Source organism: Paenibacillus zeisoli (assembly GCF_003994465.1).
Taxonomy (GTDB): Bacteria; Bacillota; Bacilli; order Paenibacillales; family Paenibacillaceae; genus Fontibacillus; species Fontibacillus zeisoli.
On the sequence record NZ_RZNX01000004.1, the window covers coordinates 18,139 to 36,632 of the forward strand.

At 50.5% G+C, this 18,494-nt stretch carries 19 protein-coding genes; 16 read left to right on the plus strand and 3 right to left on the minus strand.

The features are described from left to right. Positions 1–98: 98 nt before the first annotated feature. The 5 genes from purH to EJP77_RS20660 all read left to right on the plus strand — a co-directional run bounded on the left by purH (position 99) and on the right by EJP77_RS20660 (position 6,072). Entirely contained in the window at positions 99–1,646 is a 1,548-nt protein-coding gene (gene purH / locus EJP77_RS11520; protein WP_127199395.1) for a bifunctional phosphoribosylaminoimidazolecarboxamide formyltransferase/IMP cyclohydrolase, read from the plus strand. A 117-nt stretch (positions 1,647–1,763) separates the two neighbouring features. After that, a complete protein-coding gene (gene purD / locus EJP77_RS11525) occupies positions 1,764–3,029 on the plus strand; it encodes a phosphoribosylamine--glycine ligase (RefSeq protein WP_127199396.1) in 1,266 nt (421 codons plus the stop codon). Positions 3,030–3,326: 297 nt separating this feature from the next. Then, the gene (locus EJP77_RS11530) at positions 3,327–4,259 is read left to right on the plus strand and encodes a ring-cleaving dioxygenase (RefSeq protein ID WP_127199397.1); all 933 of its coding nucleotides are present in this window, start codon (positions 3,327–3,329) and stop codon (positions 4,257–4,259) included. A 165-nt stretch (positions 4,260–4,424) separates the two neighbouring features. Continuing rightward, positions 4,425–5,687: a threonine ammonia-lyase IlvA gene (gene ilvA / locus EJP77_RS11535; protein ID WP_127199398.1), complete on the plus strand. Its 1,263-nt coding sequence runs from the start codon at positions 4,425–4,427 to the stop codon at positions 5,685–5,687. 217 nt (positions 5,688–5,904) lie between these two features. Then, positions 5,905–6,072, plus strand: a complete 168-nt coding sequence (locus EJP77_RS20660; protein ID WP_185897319.1) for a hypothetical protein — start codon at positions 5,905–5,907, stop codon at positions 6,070–6,072. A 237-nt stretch (positions 6,073–6,309) separates the two neighbouring features. Here EJP77_RS20660 and EJP77_RS11540 read toward each other — a convergent pair whose 3' ends face one another. Both EJP77_RS11540 and EJP77_RS11545 read right to left on the minus strand, forming a co-directional pair. Then, positions 6,310–7,011, minus strand: coding sequence for a DUF1129 family protein (locus tag EJP77_RS11540; RefSeq protein ID WP_127199399.1), 702 nt, complete (start codon positions 7,009–7,011; stop codon positions 6,310–6,312). A 292-nt stretch (positions 7,012–7,303) separates the two neighbouring features. After that, entirely contained in the window at positions 7,304–7,795 is a 492-nt protein-coding gene (locus tag EJP77_RS11545) for a DinB family protein (RefSeq protein ID WP_127199400.1), read from the minus strand. A gap of 312 nt (positions 7,796–8,107) precedes the next feature. Between EJP77_RS11545 and EJP77_RS11550 the strand changes: the two genes are divergently transcribed. The 8 genes from EJP77_RS11550 (at position 8,108) to corA (ending at position 15,687) form a co-directional block, all read left to right on the plus strand. Further along, positions 8,108–8,425, plus strand: coding sequence for a hypothetical protein (locus EJP77_RS11550; protein ID WP_127199401.1), 318 nt, complete (start codon positions 8,108–8,110; stop codon positions 8,423–8,425). 111 nt (positions 8,426–8,536) lie between these two features. Then, complete coding sequence (locus tag EJP77_RS11555) at positions 8,537–9,367, plus strand: alpha/beta hydrolase (protein WP_127199402.1); 831 nt, start codon at positions 8,537–8,539, stop codon at positions 9,365–9,367. Between the two features lie 210 nt (positions 9,368–9,577). Then, entirely contained in the window at positions 9,578–10,243 is a 666-nt protein-coding gene (locus EJP77_RS11560) for a hypothetical protein (RefSeq protein WP_127199403.1), read from the plus strand. A gap of 219 nt (positions 10,244–10,462) precedes the next feature. Continuing rightward, a complete protein-coding gene (locus tag EJP77_RS11565; RefSeq protein WP_127199404.1) occupies positions 10,463–11,308 on the plus strand; it encodes a DODA-type extradiol aromatic ring-opening family dioxygenase in 846 nt (281 codons plus the stop codon). 208 nt (positions 11,309–11,516) lie between these two features. After that, entirely contained in the window at positions 11,517–12,593 is a 1,077-nt protein-coding gene (locus tag EJP77_RS11570) for a DUF3048 domain-containing protein (RefSeq protein ID WP_127199405.1), read from the plus strand. A 246-nt stretch (positions 12,594–12,839) separates the two neighbouring features. Then, positions 12,840–13,454: a DUF47 domain-containing protein gene (locus tag EJP77_RS11575; protein WP_127199406.1), complete on the plus strand. Its 615-nt coding sequence runs from the start codon at positions 12,840–12,842 to the stop codon at positions 13,452–13,454. Between the two features lie 120 nt (positions 13,455–13,574). Further along, a complete protein-coding gene (locus tag EJP77_RS11580) occupies positions 13,575–14,564 on the plus strand; it encodes an inorganic phosphate transporter (protein ID WP_127199407.1) in 990 nt (329 codons plus the stop codon). 163 nt (positions 14,565–14,727) lie between these two features. Next, positions 14,728–15,687 (plus strand): magnesium/cobalt transporter CorA, encoded by a 960-nt coding sequence (gene corA, locus EJP77_RS11585; protein ID WP_127199408.1) that lies wholly within the window; start codon positions 14,728–14,730, stop codon positions 15,685–15,687. 74 nt (positions 15,688–15,761) lie between these two features. Here the strand turns inward: corA and EJP77_RS11590 are convergent, their stop codons facing one another. Next, positions 15,762–16,274, minus strand: coding sequence for a hypothetical protein (locus tag EJP77_RS11590; RefSeq protein ID WP_127199409.1), 513 nt, complete (start codon positions 16,272–16,274; stop codon positions 15,762–15,764). 209 nt (positions 16,275–16,483) lie between these two features. Here EJP77_RS11590 and EJP77_RS11595 point away from each other — a divergent pair, with 209 nt between their 5' ends. From EJP77_RS11595 to EJP77_RS11605, 3 genes are read left to right on the plus strand one after another with little or no spacing between them, the layout of a single operon-like run. After that, complete coding sequence (locus EJP77_RS11595) at positions 16,484–16,774, plus strand: YerC/YecD family TrpR-related protein (protein ID WP_127199410.1); 291 nt, start codon at positions 16,484–16,486, stop codon at positions 16,772–16,774. Between the two features lie 5 nt (positions 16,775–16,779). After that, positions 16,780–17,550, plus strand: a complete 771-nt coding sequence (locus EJP77_RS11600; RefSeq protein ID WP_127199411.1) for a sirohydrochlorin chelatase — start codon at positions 16,780–16,782, stop codon at positions 17,548–17,550. Between the two features lie 19 nt (positions 17,551–17,569). Further along, positions 17,570–18,454 carry a diacylglycerol kinase gene (locus EJP77_RS11605; RefSeq protein ID WP_127199412.1) on the plus strand — a complete coding sequence of 295 codons (885 nt, stop codon included), beginning with the start codon at positions 17,570–17,572 and terminating at the stop codon, positions 18,452–18,454. Positions 18,455–18,494: the final 40 nt, after the last annotated feature.

Sequence of the window (18,494 nt, forward strand, 5' to 3'; positions counted from 1 at the left end):
TTGTTGTGAAGAGAATCAATCACGCAGTCTTTAGTTCAATCCATGTACGTGCCAAATTTTCAGACAAAACGTGCTGTCAAACTAAGGAGGAGCCAATCGTGAGTATCAAAAGAGCGCTGGTCAGCGTATCGGACAAAACTGGGATCGTGGAATTTTGCCGCGAACTGTCTAAGCTGGGTGTAGAGATTATTTCAACAGGAGGAACCAAGAACCTCTTGGCAAAAGAAGGGGTACCGGTTATCGGAATCTCCGACGTAACAGGATTCCCTGAGATTCTGGATGGCCGTGTGAAGACTCTTCATCCTGCTGTGCACAGCGGTCTGCTCGCTGTACGTGATAGCGAGGAGCATCAGGCTCAAATGAAGGAGCTGGGTCTTGACTACATCGACATGGTTGTCGTAAATCTGTATCCGTTCCAGGAGACAATTGCGAAGCTGAATGTGGAGTATGAAGATGCAATAGAGAATATTGATATTGGTGGACCAACCATGCTTCGTTCTGCTGCCAAAAACCACGCTTTCGTCAGCGTTGTGGTTGATTCCTCGGATTATGATGGCCTTCTTGAGGAGATTCGTGCACAAGGTGACACCACTCTCGAGACACGCAAGCGGCTTGCGGCAAAAGTATTCCGTCATACAGCATCTTACGACGCGCTGATCTCTGATTATTTGTCGAACGTAACAGGCGATCCGCTTCCAGAGCGTTTCACGGTAACTTACGAGAAGATCCAGGATCTTCGTTATGGCGAGAATCCGCATCAGAAGGCGGCTTTCTACCGCAAGCCATTGGCCGCGGCCGACACGCTTACCAGTGCTGAGCAGCTGCATGGTAAGGAGCTTTCTTACAACAATATTAACGATGCGAACGCTGCCCTTCAGATTGTAAAAGAGTTCGAAGAGCCTGCTGTTGTCGCAGTCAAGCATATGAATCCATGCGGCGTAGGCATTGGACGCAGTGTGCTGGAAGCTTTCCAAAAGGCCCATGCAGCAGATCCAACCTCCATCTTCGGCGGCATCGTTGCGGCTAACCGCATCATTGACGAGGATACTGCTCTGTTGCTCAAGGAAATCTTCCTGGAGATCATTCTTGCACCAGGCTTCACTAAGGAAGCGCTGGAAGTACTTACGAAGAAGAAGAATATTCGCCTTCTTAAAGTAGGAGAACTGCAGTCCGGTCAGAACAGAAAGAGCCAATTCGTCGTGACTTCCATTGACGGCGGAATGGTTGTTCAAGAGAGTGATGTTCACTCCGTGGACGCTGCTGATCTGAAGGTCGTTACGGATCGCCAGCCTACAGAAGAAGAATTGAAGCAGCTTCTGTTCGGATGGAAAGTAGTTAAGCATGTGAAATCTAATGCAATTCTGCTTGCGAAAGACAGCATGACCGTAGGTGTTGGAGCAGGTCAAATGAACCGCGTTGGCGCAGCCAAGATTGCGATTGAACAAGCGGGAGAGAAAGCCAAAGGCAGCGTACTGGCTTCGGATGCCTTCTTCCCGATGGGAGATACCGTTGAAGAGGCAGCGAAGGCGGGCATTACAGCAATCATCCAACCGGGTGGATCGGTTAAGGACGAAGAGTCGATCAAAGCCGCAAATGAGCATGGAATTGCGATGGTATTCACAGGCGTACGTCATTTCAAACACTAGAATACCATAGCGCCCCTCAAGAACATTTCACACGGGCTGCCTAATATGTAAGTCAATAGTTCAACTTATATAATCATTAAATCAACTCTATTAACAATTCGGAGAGGGGGACATTCCTTGGATATATTGGTGATTGGCGGAGGCGGTCGCGAACACGCGATCTGCTGGGCGCTCGCGAAGAGCCCGAAGGCAGGTAAGATCTTCTGCGCGCCGGGAAATGCGGGAATCGGCGAGGTAGCTGAGATTGTGCCGATCCAGGTCAGCGAGTTCGATCGTCTGACGGCATTTGCACAGGAGAAGCAGGTTGGGCTTGTCGTCGTTGGACCGGATGACCCGCTTGCGGACGGGATCGTCGATGCTTTTGAAGCGAAGGATATTCCAGTGTTTGGACCGCGTAAGAATGCGGCTCATATTGAGGGAAGCAAGACCTTCATGAAGGATCTGCTGCGTAAATATAACATCCCGACTGCTGCTTACGAGAAGTTCGATAACTATGAAGCAGCGCTGGAGTATCTGCGGAGCCAGCCTGTCCCTATCGTCATCAAGGCGGACGGACTGGCCGCGGGCAAAGGGGTAACCGTAGCCTTTACCCGTGAAGAAGCGGAGAAGGCGCTGGCGGACATTATGGTAACACAGGTATTTGGATCCGCCGGAAGCCAAGTAGTTATTGAAGAGTTCATGACCGGTCAGGAGATGTCCATTCTGGCTTTTGTCGATGGAGAGACCGTACGTCCGATGTCGGCTGCTCAGGACCATAAGCAGGTCTTTGATGGAGATAAGGGCCCGAATACAGGTGGAATGGGAACGTATTCCCCACTGCCGCATATCGCGGATTCCATTATTGAAGAGGCCATTGAGACAATTATCAAGCCTACAGCCAAAGCGATGGTATCCGAAGGGCGTTCGTTCCGCGGCGTTTTGTTCGCAGGGCTCATGATTACTCCGGACGGCAAGCCGAAGACGATCGAATTCAACGCCCGCTTCGGTGATCCGGAGACTCAAGTCGTGCTACCAAGGCTGAAGAGCGATCTGCTGGAGATTTTCCTCGCTGCGGTAAACGGGACTTTGGATCAAGTAGAGATTGAGTGGAGCGATGAGGCTGCGGTATGCGTAGTGCTCGCTTCTCCGGGATATCCGGCTTCTTATCCGAAGGGACTTGTAATCAGCGGTTTGGAGCAGGTGCAAGATGCACTTGTATTCCATGCAGGTACCGCCAAGAATGCGGATGGGGAATGGGTAACGAATGGCGGACGTGTACTGGGTGTAGTTGGCCTTGGACGCGATATTGCAGAAGCAAGAAGCAAAGCCTATGCAGAGGCGGAGCGAATTGCTTTTGAAGGCAAGCATTTCCGTACGGATATTGCAGCCAAAGCACTGGTATAATCGAAGTAACACGGGGGAACAAGTTGGTGTGAATCTTGATGGTAAAGTTCATTCCATACGGAACCATAATTAGAAATAGACTCTAGAGATCTACTCTAGCAAAAAGAATATTACACTAAGAGCGTCAGTCACCGGTATACGGGGATTGGCGCTTTTGTATTACGGATTCCTGCCGGTAGAGTCAAGGTTCCCCTGGTGGCTGCCTATGTGGATGAAAGATGAAAATAACCTGCGCTGTCTTTTATAATAAATAGTAGACTTATACCTGAACTAGGAGGAAGCGCTGTTCCGATTACGATGGGAATTCATCATATCACGGCTTTTGTTAGCGATGTGCAGGAGAACGTGGATTTTTATACAAGTGTACTGGGGTTAAGGCTGGTAAAGAGGACCATTAACTATGATGTGCCGGATGTCTATCATTTGTATTTCGGGAATGAGAAGGGCAGCCCGGGGACGATCATGACCTTCTTCCCTCAGGAGGACGCCCATGTAGGAATACTCGGTGGAGGACAAGTAGGGGTCACTGTATTTGCCGTGCCACCCCGAAGCCTGCTGTACTGGCGGGAGAGACTCAGTAAGTATGGAATTCAGACGATGGAGAACACGAGATTTGGTGAAGAATACATCAGGTTCGCAGACAATTCGGGTCTCCTGATCGATCTGGTGGAACGAATTGAAGGCAGACCGAGCGGCTGGACTGCTGGAGGGGTGCCGATCCCTTATGCGATCAAGGGCTTTGGAGGTGCGATGCTGTTCAGTATGGCGCCAGGCAGAACGCAGTCCGTGCTGAAGGATGTGCTTGGCTTAACTCTGTATGGGGAAGAAGAAGGGCTGATGCGGTTCAAGGCGGCTGGCGATCTGGGCAACTGGATTGATATCAGTACATCCAGCATTCCACGGGGGGCAATGGGATCAGGGACCGTGCATCATATAGCTTGGCGCGCGAAGGATGAGCATGAGCAGCAAATGTGGCGCGAGGTAATTGATAGGTATGGCATGCATCCCACAAATGTGAAGGACAGACAGTATTTCAAAGCCATGTACTTCCGGGAGCCGGGCGGGATTCTGTTCGAGATTGCGACAGATTCGCCAGGGTTTGACGTCGACGAGCCGGAGGCGCTGCTTGGCCGTTCACTGAAGCTGCCGGAGTGGCTCGAGCCGCAGCGGGAGCAGATTGAGCGGCAGCTGAAGCCTTTTGAGGTAAGGTCGCTTGAGATTGAGAGATAGAGGGCGATGTAAAGCGCGCATGCATTCTGTGCCAGTAGCCAAAACTTTCATTAGCGCAGGACTTGAACTAAGCCGAATATAGGTGTATTTTAGACAACAAAGTGATCGCTAGGGCTTGGACGAAAGACACTCAGGCCATAGCCAGGGAGAAACGAGGAGAGAGAAATGACCCAAGGAGAGAATCCTACTGTTGGGATGGAAGATATCATACGTGCGCATCATGTCCTCAAGGAGGTCGTAGTCCGTACACCGCTTCAGCTGGACCGGGCTTTATCTGCAAGATATGACTGCCAAGTGTATTTGAAAAGAGAGGATCTGCAGGTGGTCCGCTCCTTCAAAATCCGCGGCTCTTACAATATGATCCGTAATCTGACGGAAGAGCAGCGTGAGCGGGGCATTGTGTGCGCAAGCGCGGGCAATCATGCTCAAGGCTTCGCCCTATCCTGCCATGCCTTGGGAATTCGGGGCCATATTTATATGCCTAGCACTACGCCGAATCAGAAAGTGAGACAGGTGAAGCGTTTTGGCGGTTCTGATGTCGAAGTCATTTTGACTGGTGATACGTATGATGATGCTTATGCCGAAGCGATGAAAGCCTGCCATGAGCACGGCATGACTTTTGTACACCCATTCGATGATCCGAAGATCATTGCGGGCAATGGCACAATCGGAATGGAGATTATGGAGGGACTGAGTAGCCCGGCTGACTATGTCTTTGTGACTATTGGCGGAGGGGGGCTTGCTGCGGGAGTTGGATCCTATGTCAAAATGGTCAGCCCGCAGACCAAAGTCATCGGGGTTGAGCCCCTGGGGGCCGCTTCCATGAGTGAAGCGCTCAAGGAGAAGGAAGTCGTTACGCTTGCGACGATCGACAAGTTCGTAGACGGCGCCGCGGTGAAGCGTGTAGGTGATTTGACCTACCAAATTTGCTCTAGCGTACTCGATGATATATTAATGGTTCCTGAGGGCAAGGCTTGTACATCCATTCTTGAGCTGTATAACGATAATGCCATAGTAGTGGAGCCGGCGGGAGCCCTGCCTGTAGCAGCACTGGACCTCTACCGGGAAGAGATACGGGGCAAGACGGTGGTATGCGTCATCAGCGGCGGGAACAACGATATTGACCGGATGCAGGAGATCAAAGAGCGCTCGCTGATCTACGAGGGTCTGAAGCATTACTTCCTGATTAACTTCCCTCAGCGTGCAGGTGCTCTCCGCGAGTTCCTTCAGGATGTGCTGGGGCCGAATGATGACATTGCCCGCTTCGAATACACGAAGAAGCATAACAAGGAGAATGGTCCTGCCCTGGTGGGAATTGAACTGTCTTATCAAGAGGACTATGTGCCCCTGATTGAACGGATGAGGGCGAAAGGGATTGCCTTCACAGAGCTGAACCGGGACTTGAACTTGTTCAATTTGCTGATCTGATTAAATTAAAGCTGATCTGATTAAATTAAATTAGAAGAAAGCTTGGCTGCTAATGGCAGTGCTTTGGTGCACGAATTAGGAAGCCAGGCTTTTTTTGGGATAAGAATTACATTTATTTCATAATATGTATTTTAAGAGAAACTTTTTGCGCTAATTTTTGTTTTATATTTAAAGGAGGCTGGGATATATATTAAATATAATTTAAGGGAGTGGGTAAATGAACAAATTGAGATTAATAACGATTGTAGGTCTTATTCTTCTTCTGTTGGGTTTCTTTGGCTCCTATGTAGGCATAGACTTAGACAGAACTGCTGCAAATATGATTATGGTACTTGGGGTGCTGCTCCTGCTGGTGACGGAATACTCAGTGAGGAGAAGTAAATAATACAAAGCGTAAGGCGATCATTCTCTTGATTTTAGCAGGAGGAGGGTCGTCTTTTATTATGGATGAATAGAGCATTTCCTGTAGGTCTAATGCGAAAGACAAGGGTGGGAATTAGAGTGCCAATAAGGGAGTGATCAAGCGGAAGTAACGAAGTGTGGGAGTGGTGCACCCTCAGCCGTTCATAGGAGAGTAAAGATCTTCTCTATATGAACGGTGGGGGGCAGCTTAAGAATAGAGTTAGTTATGGGCGACCTGTTTAGGTCCCCTCGGCTTGCGAAGGAAAAAGAATCTCTGGCCCGCTAGGCCAACGATGAAGATAACCAGACTGTCCCAAGGTGAGACGACGAAGGCCGGGAGAAAGATAACAAGCAGCACCCCAATGACAACGATACCGGCCATAATGCCGAGGTATATCCCCATCTCTTTCGTGGTGGCTTTGACCGTCTCGGCGGGTCTCCCCTTCTTGGATTCCGGTTTGAGGAACCGGGTCATCAACTCAATGAGCAGGATCGAGCCCAGCGAGATGAGCAGCAGTGTTGCAGTACTTATGCGGGTGTACGTCAGGTCCCCGCCGAACCATTTGCTAAAGAATCCAGTAAGCATCATGATGAAGAATACCCAAGTTAGCGCTACCCATGGGATCATGGTGTAGTACTTCACTTTATCCTTCATGCTGCGCGGTTGCCGGATCGACATATCAGCTACGAGCTGGGCACAATAGGCCTTTGGGCTTTCTCCGTACAGCTCTTGGATAGGACGATTATTGTTCTGCGCGGTAAGAATCTCCTGAGCCAGTCCCAGAAGAACTTCTTCGCCTTTCGCTTCACCTAGTGAGCTTGCCCGCAAGCTGCGGACCATCTCGCCGAAATAGGCATCATTCTCGGGAGTCATATAATCTCTTAGGCGGTTAGTCTCTTTAATCATTTCGTGGATGTACATGGCTTTTTTTATTCTCCTCTTCGTGTATGTATATAGCATATACACTTATTTTCTAGGGTGACTCGCTATGAAATCCTATTTTTTCCATTCAGAACATGACATAAAAAAAGGACAGGACCAGACCCACGGTCAGCAAACTTATCGGGAATTCTGGTATTAATCTTGCCCAAAGTATACTTAAGCTTATGCAACTACGCAAGGGACCAGGGAAGTGTTCTGTATCCGGCAAGCCGGGATATCGGTAATAGTCTTCCTCAAAAAATATAAAAAAACTATCTCCATAGAGATAGCTTTAGGGCCAAATAGTAGCTGGCCAGCTGCCTTGTAATTTACGGATTAGGACAATCTGTCCCGTATGGAAGCCATCATGCATCACCCAAGTGGATAGCGTATGTCCTAGCGTAGTCTCATTTACCTGAGTATCCAGATCCTCATCCGTTAGGGAGGCGATAACTTTACGAATTTCAGCTATTACGGTGAAGGCTCGTTCTTTTACTTCCTGCCATCCTGTCTCGTTATCTGTCTCCCCAGGACTTCCGAAGGTGCTTGTATTGTTGCTTGCCTCATGTTGGGGCTGATTCGTGAGCCGCTGAAGAATCTGTTCATTATAAAAATTCATGTGATTAACGAGCTGCCATATCGAATTCAATTCACCTGAAGGCTTCCAGGCCGCTTCCTTTGCGGTAACTCCATCCAGCGCCCGGGTTACCGTGGTGAACCATTCATCCTGGTACCAGATTGCATCCAGCTGCAGCAGTAAGGTCTGAATCCGGCTTAAGCTCATCCTGATCTTCCTCTCTTGTTCATCTTTTTAGTTCATTCAACTTAGATTAACTCTTTTTTTGGCTTATGTATGTCGGTCTAAGGAATTGATTTGGCAAAATTTGTTCATAGCTTGGATAACAACCAGATGGTGGAAGAAGTGAAGTATCTGCTCATGGGATCGTCATAGATTACCCAGATACGAACCCATAGTGGGGGCAGCCCATCTTCAAGCAAAACAGAATAAAATAGGCCCTTCTCTCCCACACTATGCGAAATCAGCCAAGCCCAAAAAGCATGGTGAACTCATTTCAAGGGACAAGGAGAGGTTGACATGAGCAAATTCAAATCGGAATTAACCCGGCGCTACCTGTTGAACAGCAATTCACGTGAAGTTAAAGATGAGGTAGTTAAGAACAATCAAGATGTGGAGCTGGGACAGGATATTGATGCTGTAAGTGATGTCCGGGCGGTCAGGGGAGCGGATCATGACCGCAATCTGGTTATTGGGGCAAATGTGGAGTTCGCTTCGGAAGCTGAGGCATCAGGTGAATTGGAGGGGGAGTCCAGTGCTCTTCACAATGATATTTTCCTAAGCAATTGGGATGGCAAAGAGAAGACCCATGAATTCTATCGCCGTTCCTACGAATAATTCGTAAGGATTGACACTCCCTACCCGTGGTGATAAGATGAGTTTAACTAATTCATATTAAACTTATCGGATTTATATAGTATAACTCACGGATCAGGGAGATGGAGTTACATGGAGAGACAAATTGTTATCCAGCATCAGAATGAAGAGATTACAGCGAGTGTTCACTACCCGGCCGCGGCTGCCAAGAAGAGCGGTCGATGCAAGGACCGGGTACCGCTTGTTATTATCTGCCACGGGTTCGTGGGAAGCCGTATTGGCGTTGACCGGTTGTTCGTGAAGACAGCCAGGGATCTAGCCGAAGAAGGGTATCTTGTGATCCGGTTCGATTATATCGGCTGTGGTGAAAGTACGGGTTCATACGGGAAGGAAGGCCTTGATTCCATGGTCGCCCAGACCCGGACCGTATTGAATTATGGCGAGACTCTTAGCGATGTCGATCCTACCCGGATCACCCTGATCGGTCACAGCCTGGGCGGGGCCGTTGCACTGCTTACGTCGGTACGTGACCGCCGAGTGAAGAATCTGGTCATGTGGTCGTCTGTAGGGTATCCTTTTAGCGATATTGTAAAAATTACTGACCGTAAGGTATATGATGATGCGATGAAATACGGGCATTCGGATTATCTGGGGTATGAGTTCACGCCTGTATTTTTTGAGTCTCTGGGTACATCACAGCCTTTCCAGGAAGCGACCAAATTTACGGGGAATGTGCTGGTTATCCACGGAACCTCGGATGACGAGATTCCAGTTGATTATGCGTTCCTCTTCCAGAAGGTATTCTGGATGCGTCCGGAAGGGCGCTGCGACAAGGAAATTATTTTCCAGGGAGACCATACCTTCTCTGTTGGCGAGCATCGTCAGCAGCTGATCAAGCGAACGAAGGAATGGTTGAATGAACAGGAATCGATTCAGACGGAATGGCAGCACTGGATGATATGAGCTAAGGCTATTAGAATGAAGAAGATATCTTGAATAGATCAGGTATCAGCGTGTAACAGGTTAAAATACTGTTACACGCTTATTTGTATTTGGAAGGGAAACGTACTGATTATTTTTCGTAAATCATGAGTTTTCTCAGCCAAATTTCAGTTTATTAGGATATGCTGACCTTATTATGAAATCTATTAGCGAAGGAGCCTTAGTCCATTTATGAACAAGAGCCGAATAGTATTCATTCCAGCCATCCTGCTCACTCTAGCCGCCTTGGTCCTTATTCTGTATGGTCAGTTCGGTATACAGAAACAGATGCCGCCCGGCATGAACGGAACAGGTTCGGGGCAAGGAACCGTAACAGGGCAAGATTCAGAGACCAGCTTCCGCCCGGAACGGGGAGAACGTGAAGAGGGACCGGAGGAGATCTTCAAGACACTTGGGACCATCGCGGTATTCTCTGCTGCCGCAAGCTATGCCTGGATCACCTTGAAGAAGAAGCGGAGATCCGCGTCTACATTAGTCCGCAAAGGTGTGAAGCTGTTCTATGCAGTTCATACCTATACAGGATATTTGGCTATGATCCTGATTGCGATACATGGGGTGTACTTCTTAATTCAGGGCACGAAACAGGATTCAATTCTTACAGGAATAGGGGCCTTTGTGCTGCTGCTATCGACCGGTGTCTACGGCTTTCTGATTAAGCGGGTGCGTAACAAGTATATGCGGACTGTTCATCTAGGGCTGGGGTCTGCCTTTCTGGCAGCTGGACTGGTACATGCCGGGGGTTCGGCGATTCTTGCCGTCCTGTGTGTGATTGGCCTCTGGATATTGATTCGGATCTTAGAACGGACGGCTCCGGGAACACCGGCCAAGACGGCTTAAGCTTACCTAGCCTTTGTCATTTTGAGGTACAGAGAGCAGATAAGGTGGGGGCTTGGACCTACGGCTTTCAAGTTAAAGTCAAAGTATATCCCATGGATTACTAACGTACCCGGAATGTGCATATCTAGGAGCCGCGCTTGCAGGATATATGGTATTCTGCTGCAGGAAGCGATACAATAAAAGTGTATCTATTATTTGGCGCATGGAGGTGGCATTCTCGTGACATTACCCGCATTTTTTGTAGCACACGGTTCGCCTACACTGGCCTTGGAAGACAATGAATACACCCGGTTTCTTCAGAAATTAGGACAATCCCTGCCTGCGCCGAAAGCCATTGTCGTCTTCTCCGCCCATTTTGATTCACCGGACCAGCTGGTCACAGGTGATGAGGTCCTGAATACGATACATGACTTCTACGGCTTCCCGGATGAGATGTATGAACTTACTTATCCGGCCAAGGGGCACGCAGAGCTCACGGAGGAGATTGCCTCTCTGTTCCGAGCGGGCAACCTCCCCTTTAAAGTGATCACAGACAGAGGTCTGGACCATGGTGCCTGGGTGATTCTGAGGTTGATGTATCCCGAAGCTAATGTACCCGTAATCAGCCTTTCGGTAGATTCCAAGCGGTCGCCGCAGGAACAGTACGAGATTGGCCGAATGCTGCAGAGTCTTCGCGAGCAGGACGTTCTGATCATCGGCAGCGGAGGAACGGTTCACAATCTGCGTCTGCTTGGATCGGGTAAGCCCGCTCCTTGGGCGGTTGAATTCGATCAATGGATCGGTTCCCGGCTGGAGGATTGGAATCTTAGAGACTTATTCGATTATGAGAAAAGAGCCCCGCACGCCCGCGAGGCTGTGCCGGAGTATGGAACGGAGCACTTCATTCCTCTCTTCTATGCGATGGGCGCGGCGGATAAAGACCGCCAGGCTCAGAGGCTGTTCCAGGATTATCAATATGGAACGCTCAGTCTGAACTGCTGGCAGTTCGGAGGCTCAGCTTCAGAGACTGAAGCCGAAGCCGAAGCAGAAGCAGCAGAAGAAGCAGAAGAAGCAGAAACTGCTTAAGACACCGAGCGTGTAATTCCCCTGAGAAGCAGCTTCAGGCAGATCACGTTTTAACTCTTCGTTTATAATTCCACAGGCACAGACCCAAGACCCGGGACTGTGCCTTATTTATTATTTCTTTTATATCACATGAAGAGGAGTTTATTTCTTCCACAGGGGCAACATTACAATTATAATGGTGACAAAAAGAACTTACGGGAGGACTACGATGACCCTTCGTTCCCTGAATAAATTGCTCCTTACTCTGGCCGCATCCTCCATGCTGCTGGCCGGGTGCCAGTCCGGTGATACGGCGGCTCCGACAGCGCCTGTCAAGACGGGGGAGACCCCGGCTCCGGCTCCGGCTCCGGTGGATCAGCCGGTGACCGCACAGCCTTCCTCGTATATCTCCCCGCTGACCGGGGAGCCGCTGGATGCTCCGATGCAGAACAGGCCGCTGGCCGTGATGATTAACAATGCCCCGGCGGCTCGCCCGCAGTCCGGGCTGCTGAGCGCGGACATCGTGTATGAAGTGCTGGCTGAAGGCGGAATTACCCGCCTTGTCGCGATCTTCCAGAGCGCCGAGAATGCAGCGAAGATCGGGCCGGTCCGCAGTATCCGGCCGTATCTGATCGATCTCGGCGAGAGCTATCACGGCGTGCTGGTGCATGCCGGCGGCAGCACCGATGCTTATGCGCTGATCCAGAGCCTTCACAAAGAGGATCTGGATGAGATCTCGAATGCGGGCGCTTACTTCTGGAGAGACAAATCCCGCAAAGCCCCGCATAATCTATACACCAGCGGGGACAAGCTTATAGCGGGTGCCCAGAAGCGGGGATACACGCTGCAGGACAGCGCAGTGCCTGCGTACACTTTTCACAAGGAAGATGACCCGGCTGTCGGCGACCCGGCCTCCAAGGTAGAGATCAAGTTCCTGTTGGACAGCTACCATGTGTCCTATATTTACAACGCCAAGACCAAGGTGTACGAACGTTTCATTGGCAAGAAGGCCCATAAGGACAAGGATTCCGGGACCCAGCTGTCTGCGGAGAATGTTGTGATTCTGGGAGCGGATCATCAAATTCTGGACAAGGTCGGCCGCCTCAGCGTAGACCTGAATTCAGGAGGCCCAGCCATTCTGCTTCAGCGGGGCAGGGTCATTCATGGTCAGTGGGTGCGGAAGAAGAATGATGTTATCCGATTCGTGAAGGACGGAGCCGAAGTCCCTTTTTACCCGGGGAAGACCTACTTCAGCATCGTGCCGAATAGCCCAAGCTTTGACAGCCACGTTACAATTACGAAGTAAGATCAGGCACGGGTTAAGCTTTTCTGTAAGATATAGGTTAAGTAAGGATGACCGTGGAAAAAATGGGGCAAAACATATAAATGATGTGAGAAAAATGTTTGCTGTAAATATTACATTTACTTTACAATCGGATAGATAGATATGGTAAGATAACAAAGGTTATCTTATGGTGACATACAGTGGGACTTTGGACAGGCGTCCGGTTCACGCTGTGGTCCGGCAGACTTTTTGAAAAGGGGACTTCACATGCGGGTGAAAAAGAAGGATATCTTTTTCCAAACTTTAGAGAATATGGCCGAAGCGGTCGTACAGGCGGCAGACTATTTTGCCGAGAAAGTGTCTAACTTTAATGATGTAGAAGCTTTTGCCAAAGAAATGAAGGCGTTCGAGAATCAATGTGACAACTACACGCACACGATTATTATCGAACTGAACAAAACATTCATTACGCCGATCGAACGGGACGACATTATGAACCTGACGACAACGCTGGATGATGTGCTGGATGGCCTTGAAGCTACGGCTTCACGCTTCTATATGTACCATTTGGATGAGCCGGATGAGCATATTGTGAAATTTGCTGAAATTCTCCGCAATTCTGCTTATGAGATCCAGAAGGCGATCCGCCTGCTGTCCCAGAAGAAGCTGCTGGCGATCCGTGAACACACGATTCGTCTGAACGATCTCGAGAACCAAGGGGATGAACTGCTTCGCATTGCGATCAAGGAGCTGTTCGTGAAAGTAACTGACCCGATTGAGCTAATCAAGAAAAAAGAAATATATGAACGCCTGGAGACGACCACAGATGCCTGCGAGCATGTAGCGAATATGCTGGAGTCGATCATCATGCGCAATTCCTAATAAGAACAGGTGGAGGAGGTTGGAATTGCGCGGAACCTCATGTCTATCCGGATGGGTTCAGGATCACAATTAACCCTGGTACCAGCTGGATAATAGCAGCCTCTGTGCAATGATATAACCATGGATACAATGTTTATTGTAATGCTAATTGTCATCATTTTGGCACTCGCTTTCGACTTCATTAATGGTTTCCATGATACGGCGAATGCTATAGCTACCTCTGTGTCCACACGTGCACTCAAGCCAAGGACTGCGATTCTGATGGCGGCTGTGATGAACTTTGCAGGGGCGCTGGTGTTCACGGGTGTAGCGAAAACCATTGGAGGCAAGGTCGCCAATCCGGCTGAGCTCAGCAACGGTCTTGAAATTCTGATTGCAACGCTGATTGCGGCGATTATCTGGAATCTGGTTACCTGGTGGTTCGGGATTCCGTCTTCGTCTTCCCATGCCCTGATTGGGGCTTTGGCAGGGGCCGTATACATTGGAGCTGGACATGACAAGGTCAACTGGAGCGGATTCAGTACGATTATCGAAGGACTTATTTTGTCACCGCTGATCGCTTTTGCTCTCGGATTTGTTGTGATGACTATACTGAAATGGATCTTCGCCAAACGGAGCCCGCATACCGTGAATAAAGGCTTCCGTACGATGCAGATTGTTACTGCTGCCCTGCAGTCCTTTACACACGGAACGAACGATGCACAGAAGGCGATGGGGATTATCACTTTCGCGCTCGTGACAGCGAAGTATCAAAGTACGATGGATGTGCCGTTGTGGGTGAAAATTGCTGCAGCTACGGCGATGGCACTGGGCACCTCAATTGGCGGCTGGAAGATCATTAAGACGATGGGTACGAAGATCTTCAAGATCGAGCCGATTAACGGCTTCGCCGCAGATATATCTTCAGCAACCGTGCTCTTCGGCGCAACCTGGCTCAGTCTGCCGGCAAGTACTACGCATGCCATTACTTCCGCCATTCTCGGCGTTGGCTCAGCCAAGCGGTTCTCCGCGGTGAAATGGAGCGTAGCAGGTACAATCGTCGTCTCATGGGTAATTACGATACCGATCTCTGCTATCCTGGCAGGATTGATCGTCAAGCTGTTTGTCTAAAATCGAATCGGACTGAATACCGTTTCAGTCCGCACTACAGCACGAATGTACAAAGAGAGCCAACTGATGAAGTTGGCTTTTTGCGTGCTCTAAGGTCACGGGGGACAGCATCTAAGCCGCTCTGCCAGCGGAATATGCACAACAAGTAAAGGGGAAACGTACCATGATACGTACACTTGGCATTACACATGAACATGAGGTCGAGGAGGATATCCCGCTGGAGCAGTTGGATAATCCGAAATATGCGTGGGTGTGGACCGACTTCAGTGAGCCGACCAAGGAGGAATCCGCGCTGCTCGAGACCTTCTTTCATTTCCACCCGCTGGCAATTGAAGATTGTCTCCATGTGCTGCAAAGACCAAAGATGGATTACTACGAGAATATGGAGTTTCTGGTTGTCCATGCTCTGGACGCAGATACGCTGGATACAACGGAACTGGACCTCTTCATTGGACAACGAAGCCTGGTAACCTACCACCATAAGGATCTGCAGGAGGTTAAAGGGGCATGGACCAAGGTCAAACAGCGGGCACATAACCGGAAAATATGGGCCAGAGGACCCATGGCAGCTGCCTATCTGGTCATCGATGAGCTGGTCGATCTGTACTTCCCCTGCGTCTTCGCGATCGAAGATGAGCTGGATGAGCTGGAGAGCAAGGGAGGCCGCGAGTCTGTTGAAGACCTGATGAACCAGGTGTTCGACCTTCGCAGCCGGCTGCTTAAGCTTAGGAGGACGATCGTCCCGATGAGGGATCTGATGTACCGGATGGTCAATTCCGAGCATGTTCAGGGCGAGCGGGAGCAGAAAGCTTATTTTACCGATATCTACGATCATCTGCTCAAGCTGACCGACATGATCGAAGCCGATCGGGAGATGACGGCTGACCTGAGGGACTCCTACATCTCCCTTAACTCCAACCGGATGAACGGCATTATGAAGACTCTGACCGTGATTACTACGATCTTCATGCCTCTAACGCTGATCGCCGGCATTTATGGAATGAACTTTATCAACATGCCCGAGCTGAATTCGAAATATGGTTATTTCGTTGTGATTGGGGTTATGCTGGCCTTAAGTGCCGGTATGATTCTCTGGTTCCAAAAGCGCGGCTGGTTCAAATAAATAATAAGCTGAGTATATTGCAGGTAGGTTCTCTACTGTATATTCAGGAAGGCAGGAAGCCCGCCGATTCTTACTTATCGGCGGGTCTTCTTCTTGACAGGCTTCTTCTTCAGGGAAGAACGGGAGCTAGACGAGGACTTTTTCTTCCTGGTGCCGGACTTTGAATTCTTGGAAGAGCGTTTCTTCGGCCTGAATTCATCAAGCTTAGTGGCCGAGTTCGTCTTGCCTTTGCCGCCTGGGAGCAGGCCTCCCATGACCAGCTTCGCCATCGGGGCGAACTGCTGGATGCCCTGCATCACCTTCTGGACTTGACCCATCGTTGCCACAACCCCGTCTATACCGCCCATTCGGTCGATGATCCCTTTAAGGTCGCCGAGCTTGGGGATGGAGAGTCCGCCGCTCTTCGCGGCCGAAGCGGCGGGGGTCACAACCGTAGGTGCTGCACTCTGCACCGGAGAGCCATAGGGGACGAGGGCCGACGTCTCGAACGGGATGGGTGCTTCGTAAGGGCTAAGCCCCGGATAGTGGGGACTGTAAGGGTAACCGGGCGGGGTAACACTCCTCTGTGAATATTGATAATGTGGCATGGAGATCACATTCCTTTATTGTTTTTTCACAAATCTTACTAACAATGTATGAGCTGGGCGAACATAAGGTATAGACGAATGTCCCGGATGTAGGGGACAAATGCGGATTTGGGCAGCCGCCTCTGCAGCGCGATAAACCGTTAATGCTTGAAAAGGATACGCCCGCAAAGTACAATGGGGTTACAGTAACAGTAGGGGATGATAAATCAGTGCAGCTTAAGAAGTTGAATGATAAAAGTATCGATCAATTATTCGAAGCAATACTTACACTCAAGAATATCGAGGAATGTTATGTGTTCTTCGATGACTTGTGTACGGTGAACGAGATTCAGTCGCTGTCGCAGCGCTTGGAAGTAGCCCGTATGCTTGGCAAGGGATGCACTTATAATCAGATTGAAGCGGAGACCGGCGCAAGTACGGCGACTATTTCCCGTGTGAAGAGATGTTTGAACTACGGTAATGATGGGTATAAAATGTCGCTGGAACGCCTGGGACGTTAAGTCTTATGAAGCGTGGAGTGCTTGTAATAAGTCACGGCTCTCGCGACGCCGCCTGGGTGCGGCTCGTGGATGAATCTGTAGCGAAGCTTGAACTGCCGGCAGAAATGCCGGTTGCGGCTTCGTTTCTTGAGGTTGTAGAGGGAAGATTAATTCAAGACGGCATTGATCTTCTGGAGGAGGCCGGAGTAACGGACCTGATCGTGATTCCGTTATTTGTCTCGTCCGGAAGTACACATATAGATGAAATTTCTTATGCGATGGGTGTTAAGGCAGCCCCCGACAAGGAGACGGATCTTGAGCCTTTCCGGGTTCAGAGCCGTGTTCATTTCGGGGAGCCGATCGATGATGATCCGCTGGTAGCGCGCATGGTCTGGGACAAGATCAAGTCCCAATCTGTGAAGCCTGAGCAGGAGGTAGTGCTCCTGGTTGGCCATGGGAGCGTCCATGACGGCTTCCGCCAGCGCTGGGAGCGAGGAATCAGTGCGCTCGCTAAGCATGTAGGCGAGATCGGCGGGGTGAAGCATGCTGACTATGCCCTGCTGAATCCGGAGAGTGTAGCGGACAAGGTAAGGTACTGGCATGAGGAGCGGGGAATGGATGTGCTTGTAGCGCCGCTGTTCCTCAGTGCGGGATATTTCACGAAGACAACGATTAGGGCCCGGTTAGAGGGGCTGGAATGTCGTTATACCGGGGAGGCGCTGCTGCCGCATCCGCTCTTGACCGACTGGATTAACAGGCAAATATTGACTATAATGAAATCATTGACATTATCATAAACGGGTGGCGTTACAATATATGAAGAAAGCAAGGCTGATCTATAACCCGTCCTCGGGACGGGAGGAAATGCGTCGCCTGTTACCTGATGTGCTGCACCGGCTGGACCGCGCAGGAATTGAGACCTCCTGCTTCGCCACGGAAGGCGAAGGGGATGCAACCCGCGAAGCTGGCGATGCCGTGGAGCGCGGGTACGACATCATTATCGCGGCCGGCGGAGACGGTACCCTCAATGAGGTCGTGAACGGCATGGCCGGCAGGGAGAACCTGCCGCCGCTTGGTGTGTTCCCGCTCGGGACGACCAACGACTTCGCCCGCGCGATGGGCATCTCCAAGCGCTGGGAGGAATACTGTGACCTGGTCATTGAGAACAAGACCAGATACATCGATATCGGCCGGGTGAACGGCCGCCACTTCGTGAACATTGCGGGCGGAGGCTCCCTGACGGAGCTGACTTACGAAGTGCCGAGCCGTCTGAAGACGCGCATCGGCCAGCTGGCCTACTACATGAAGGGCATCGAGAAGGTGGCCAGCCTGTCTCCGACCGAGCTCGTCATCAAGGCTGAGGGCCAGCCGCAAATGCACGGCGAGTTCATGCTCTTCCTGATCGCCAACAGCAACTCCGTTGGCGGGTTCGAGAAGCTCGCGCCGGGCGCGGTGATTGACGACGGCTTGTTCGACGTCATTGCCGTCAAGAAGTGCAACCTTGGCGAGTTCCTGCGTCTGCTGACGCTCGCGCTGCGCGGCGAGCACTTCAATGATCCGCACGTCGTCTATTTCAAGACGAACCGGATGGAAGTGACCTCACCGGCCAGCCTGGTGCAGCTGAACCTGGACGGCGAGCTCGGGGGAGAGCTGCCGGGCGTGTTCGAGATGCTGCCGCAGCATATGCGGATTTTTGCTTGATTGGCGTGGTGTGTCTCACTGCGGTAGGTGAAGGACTTAA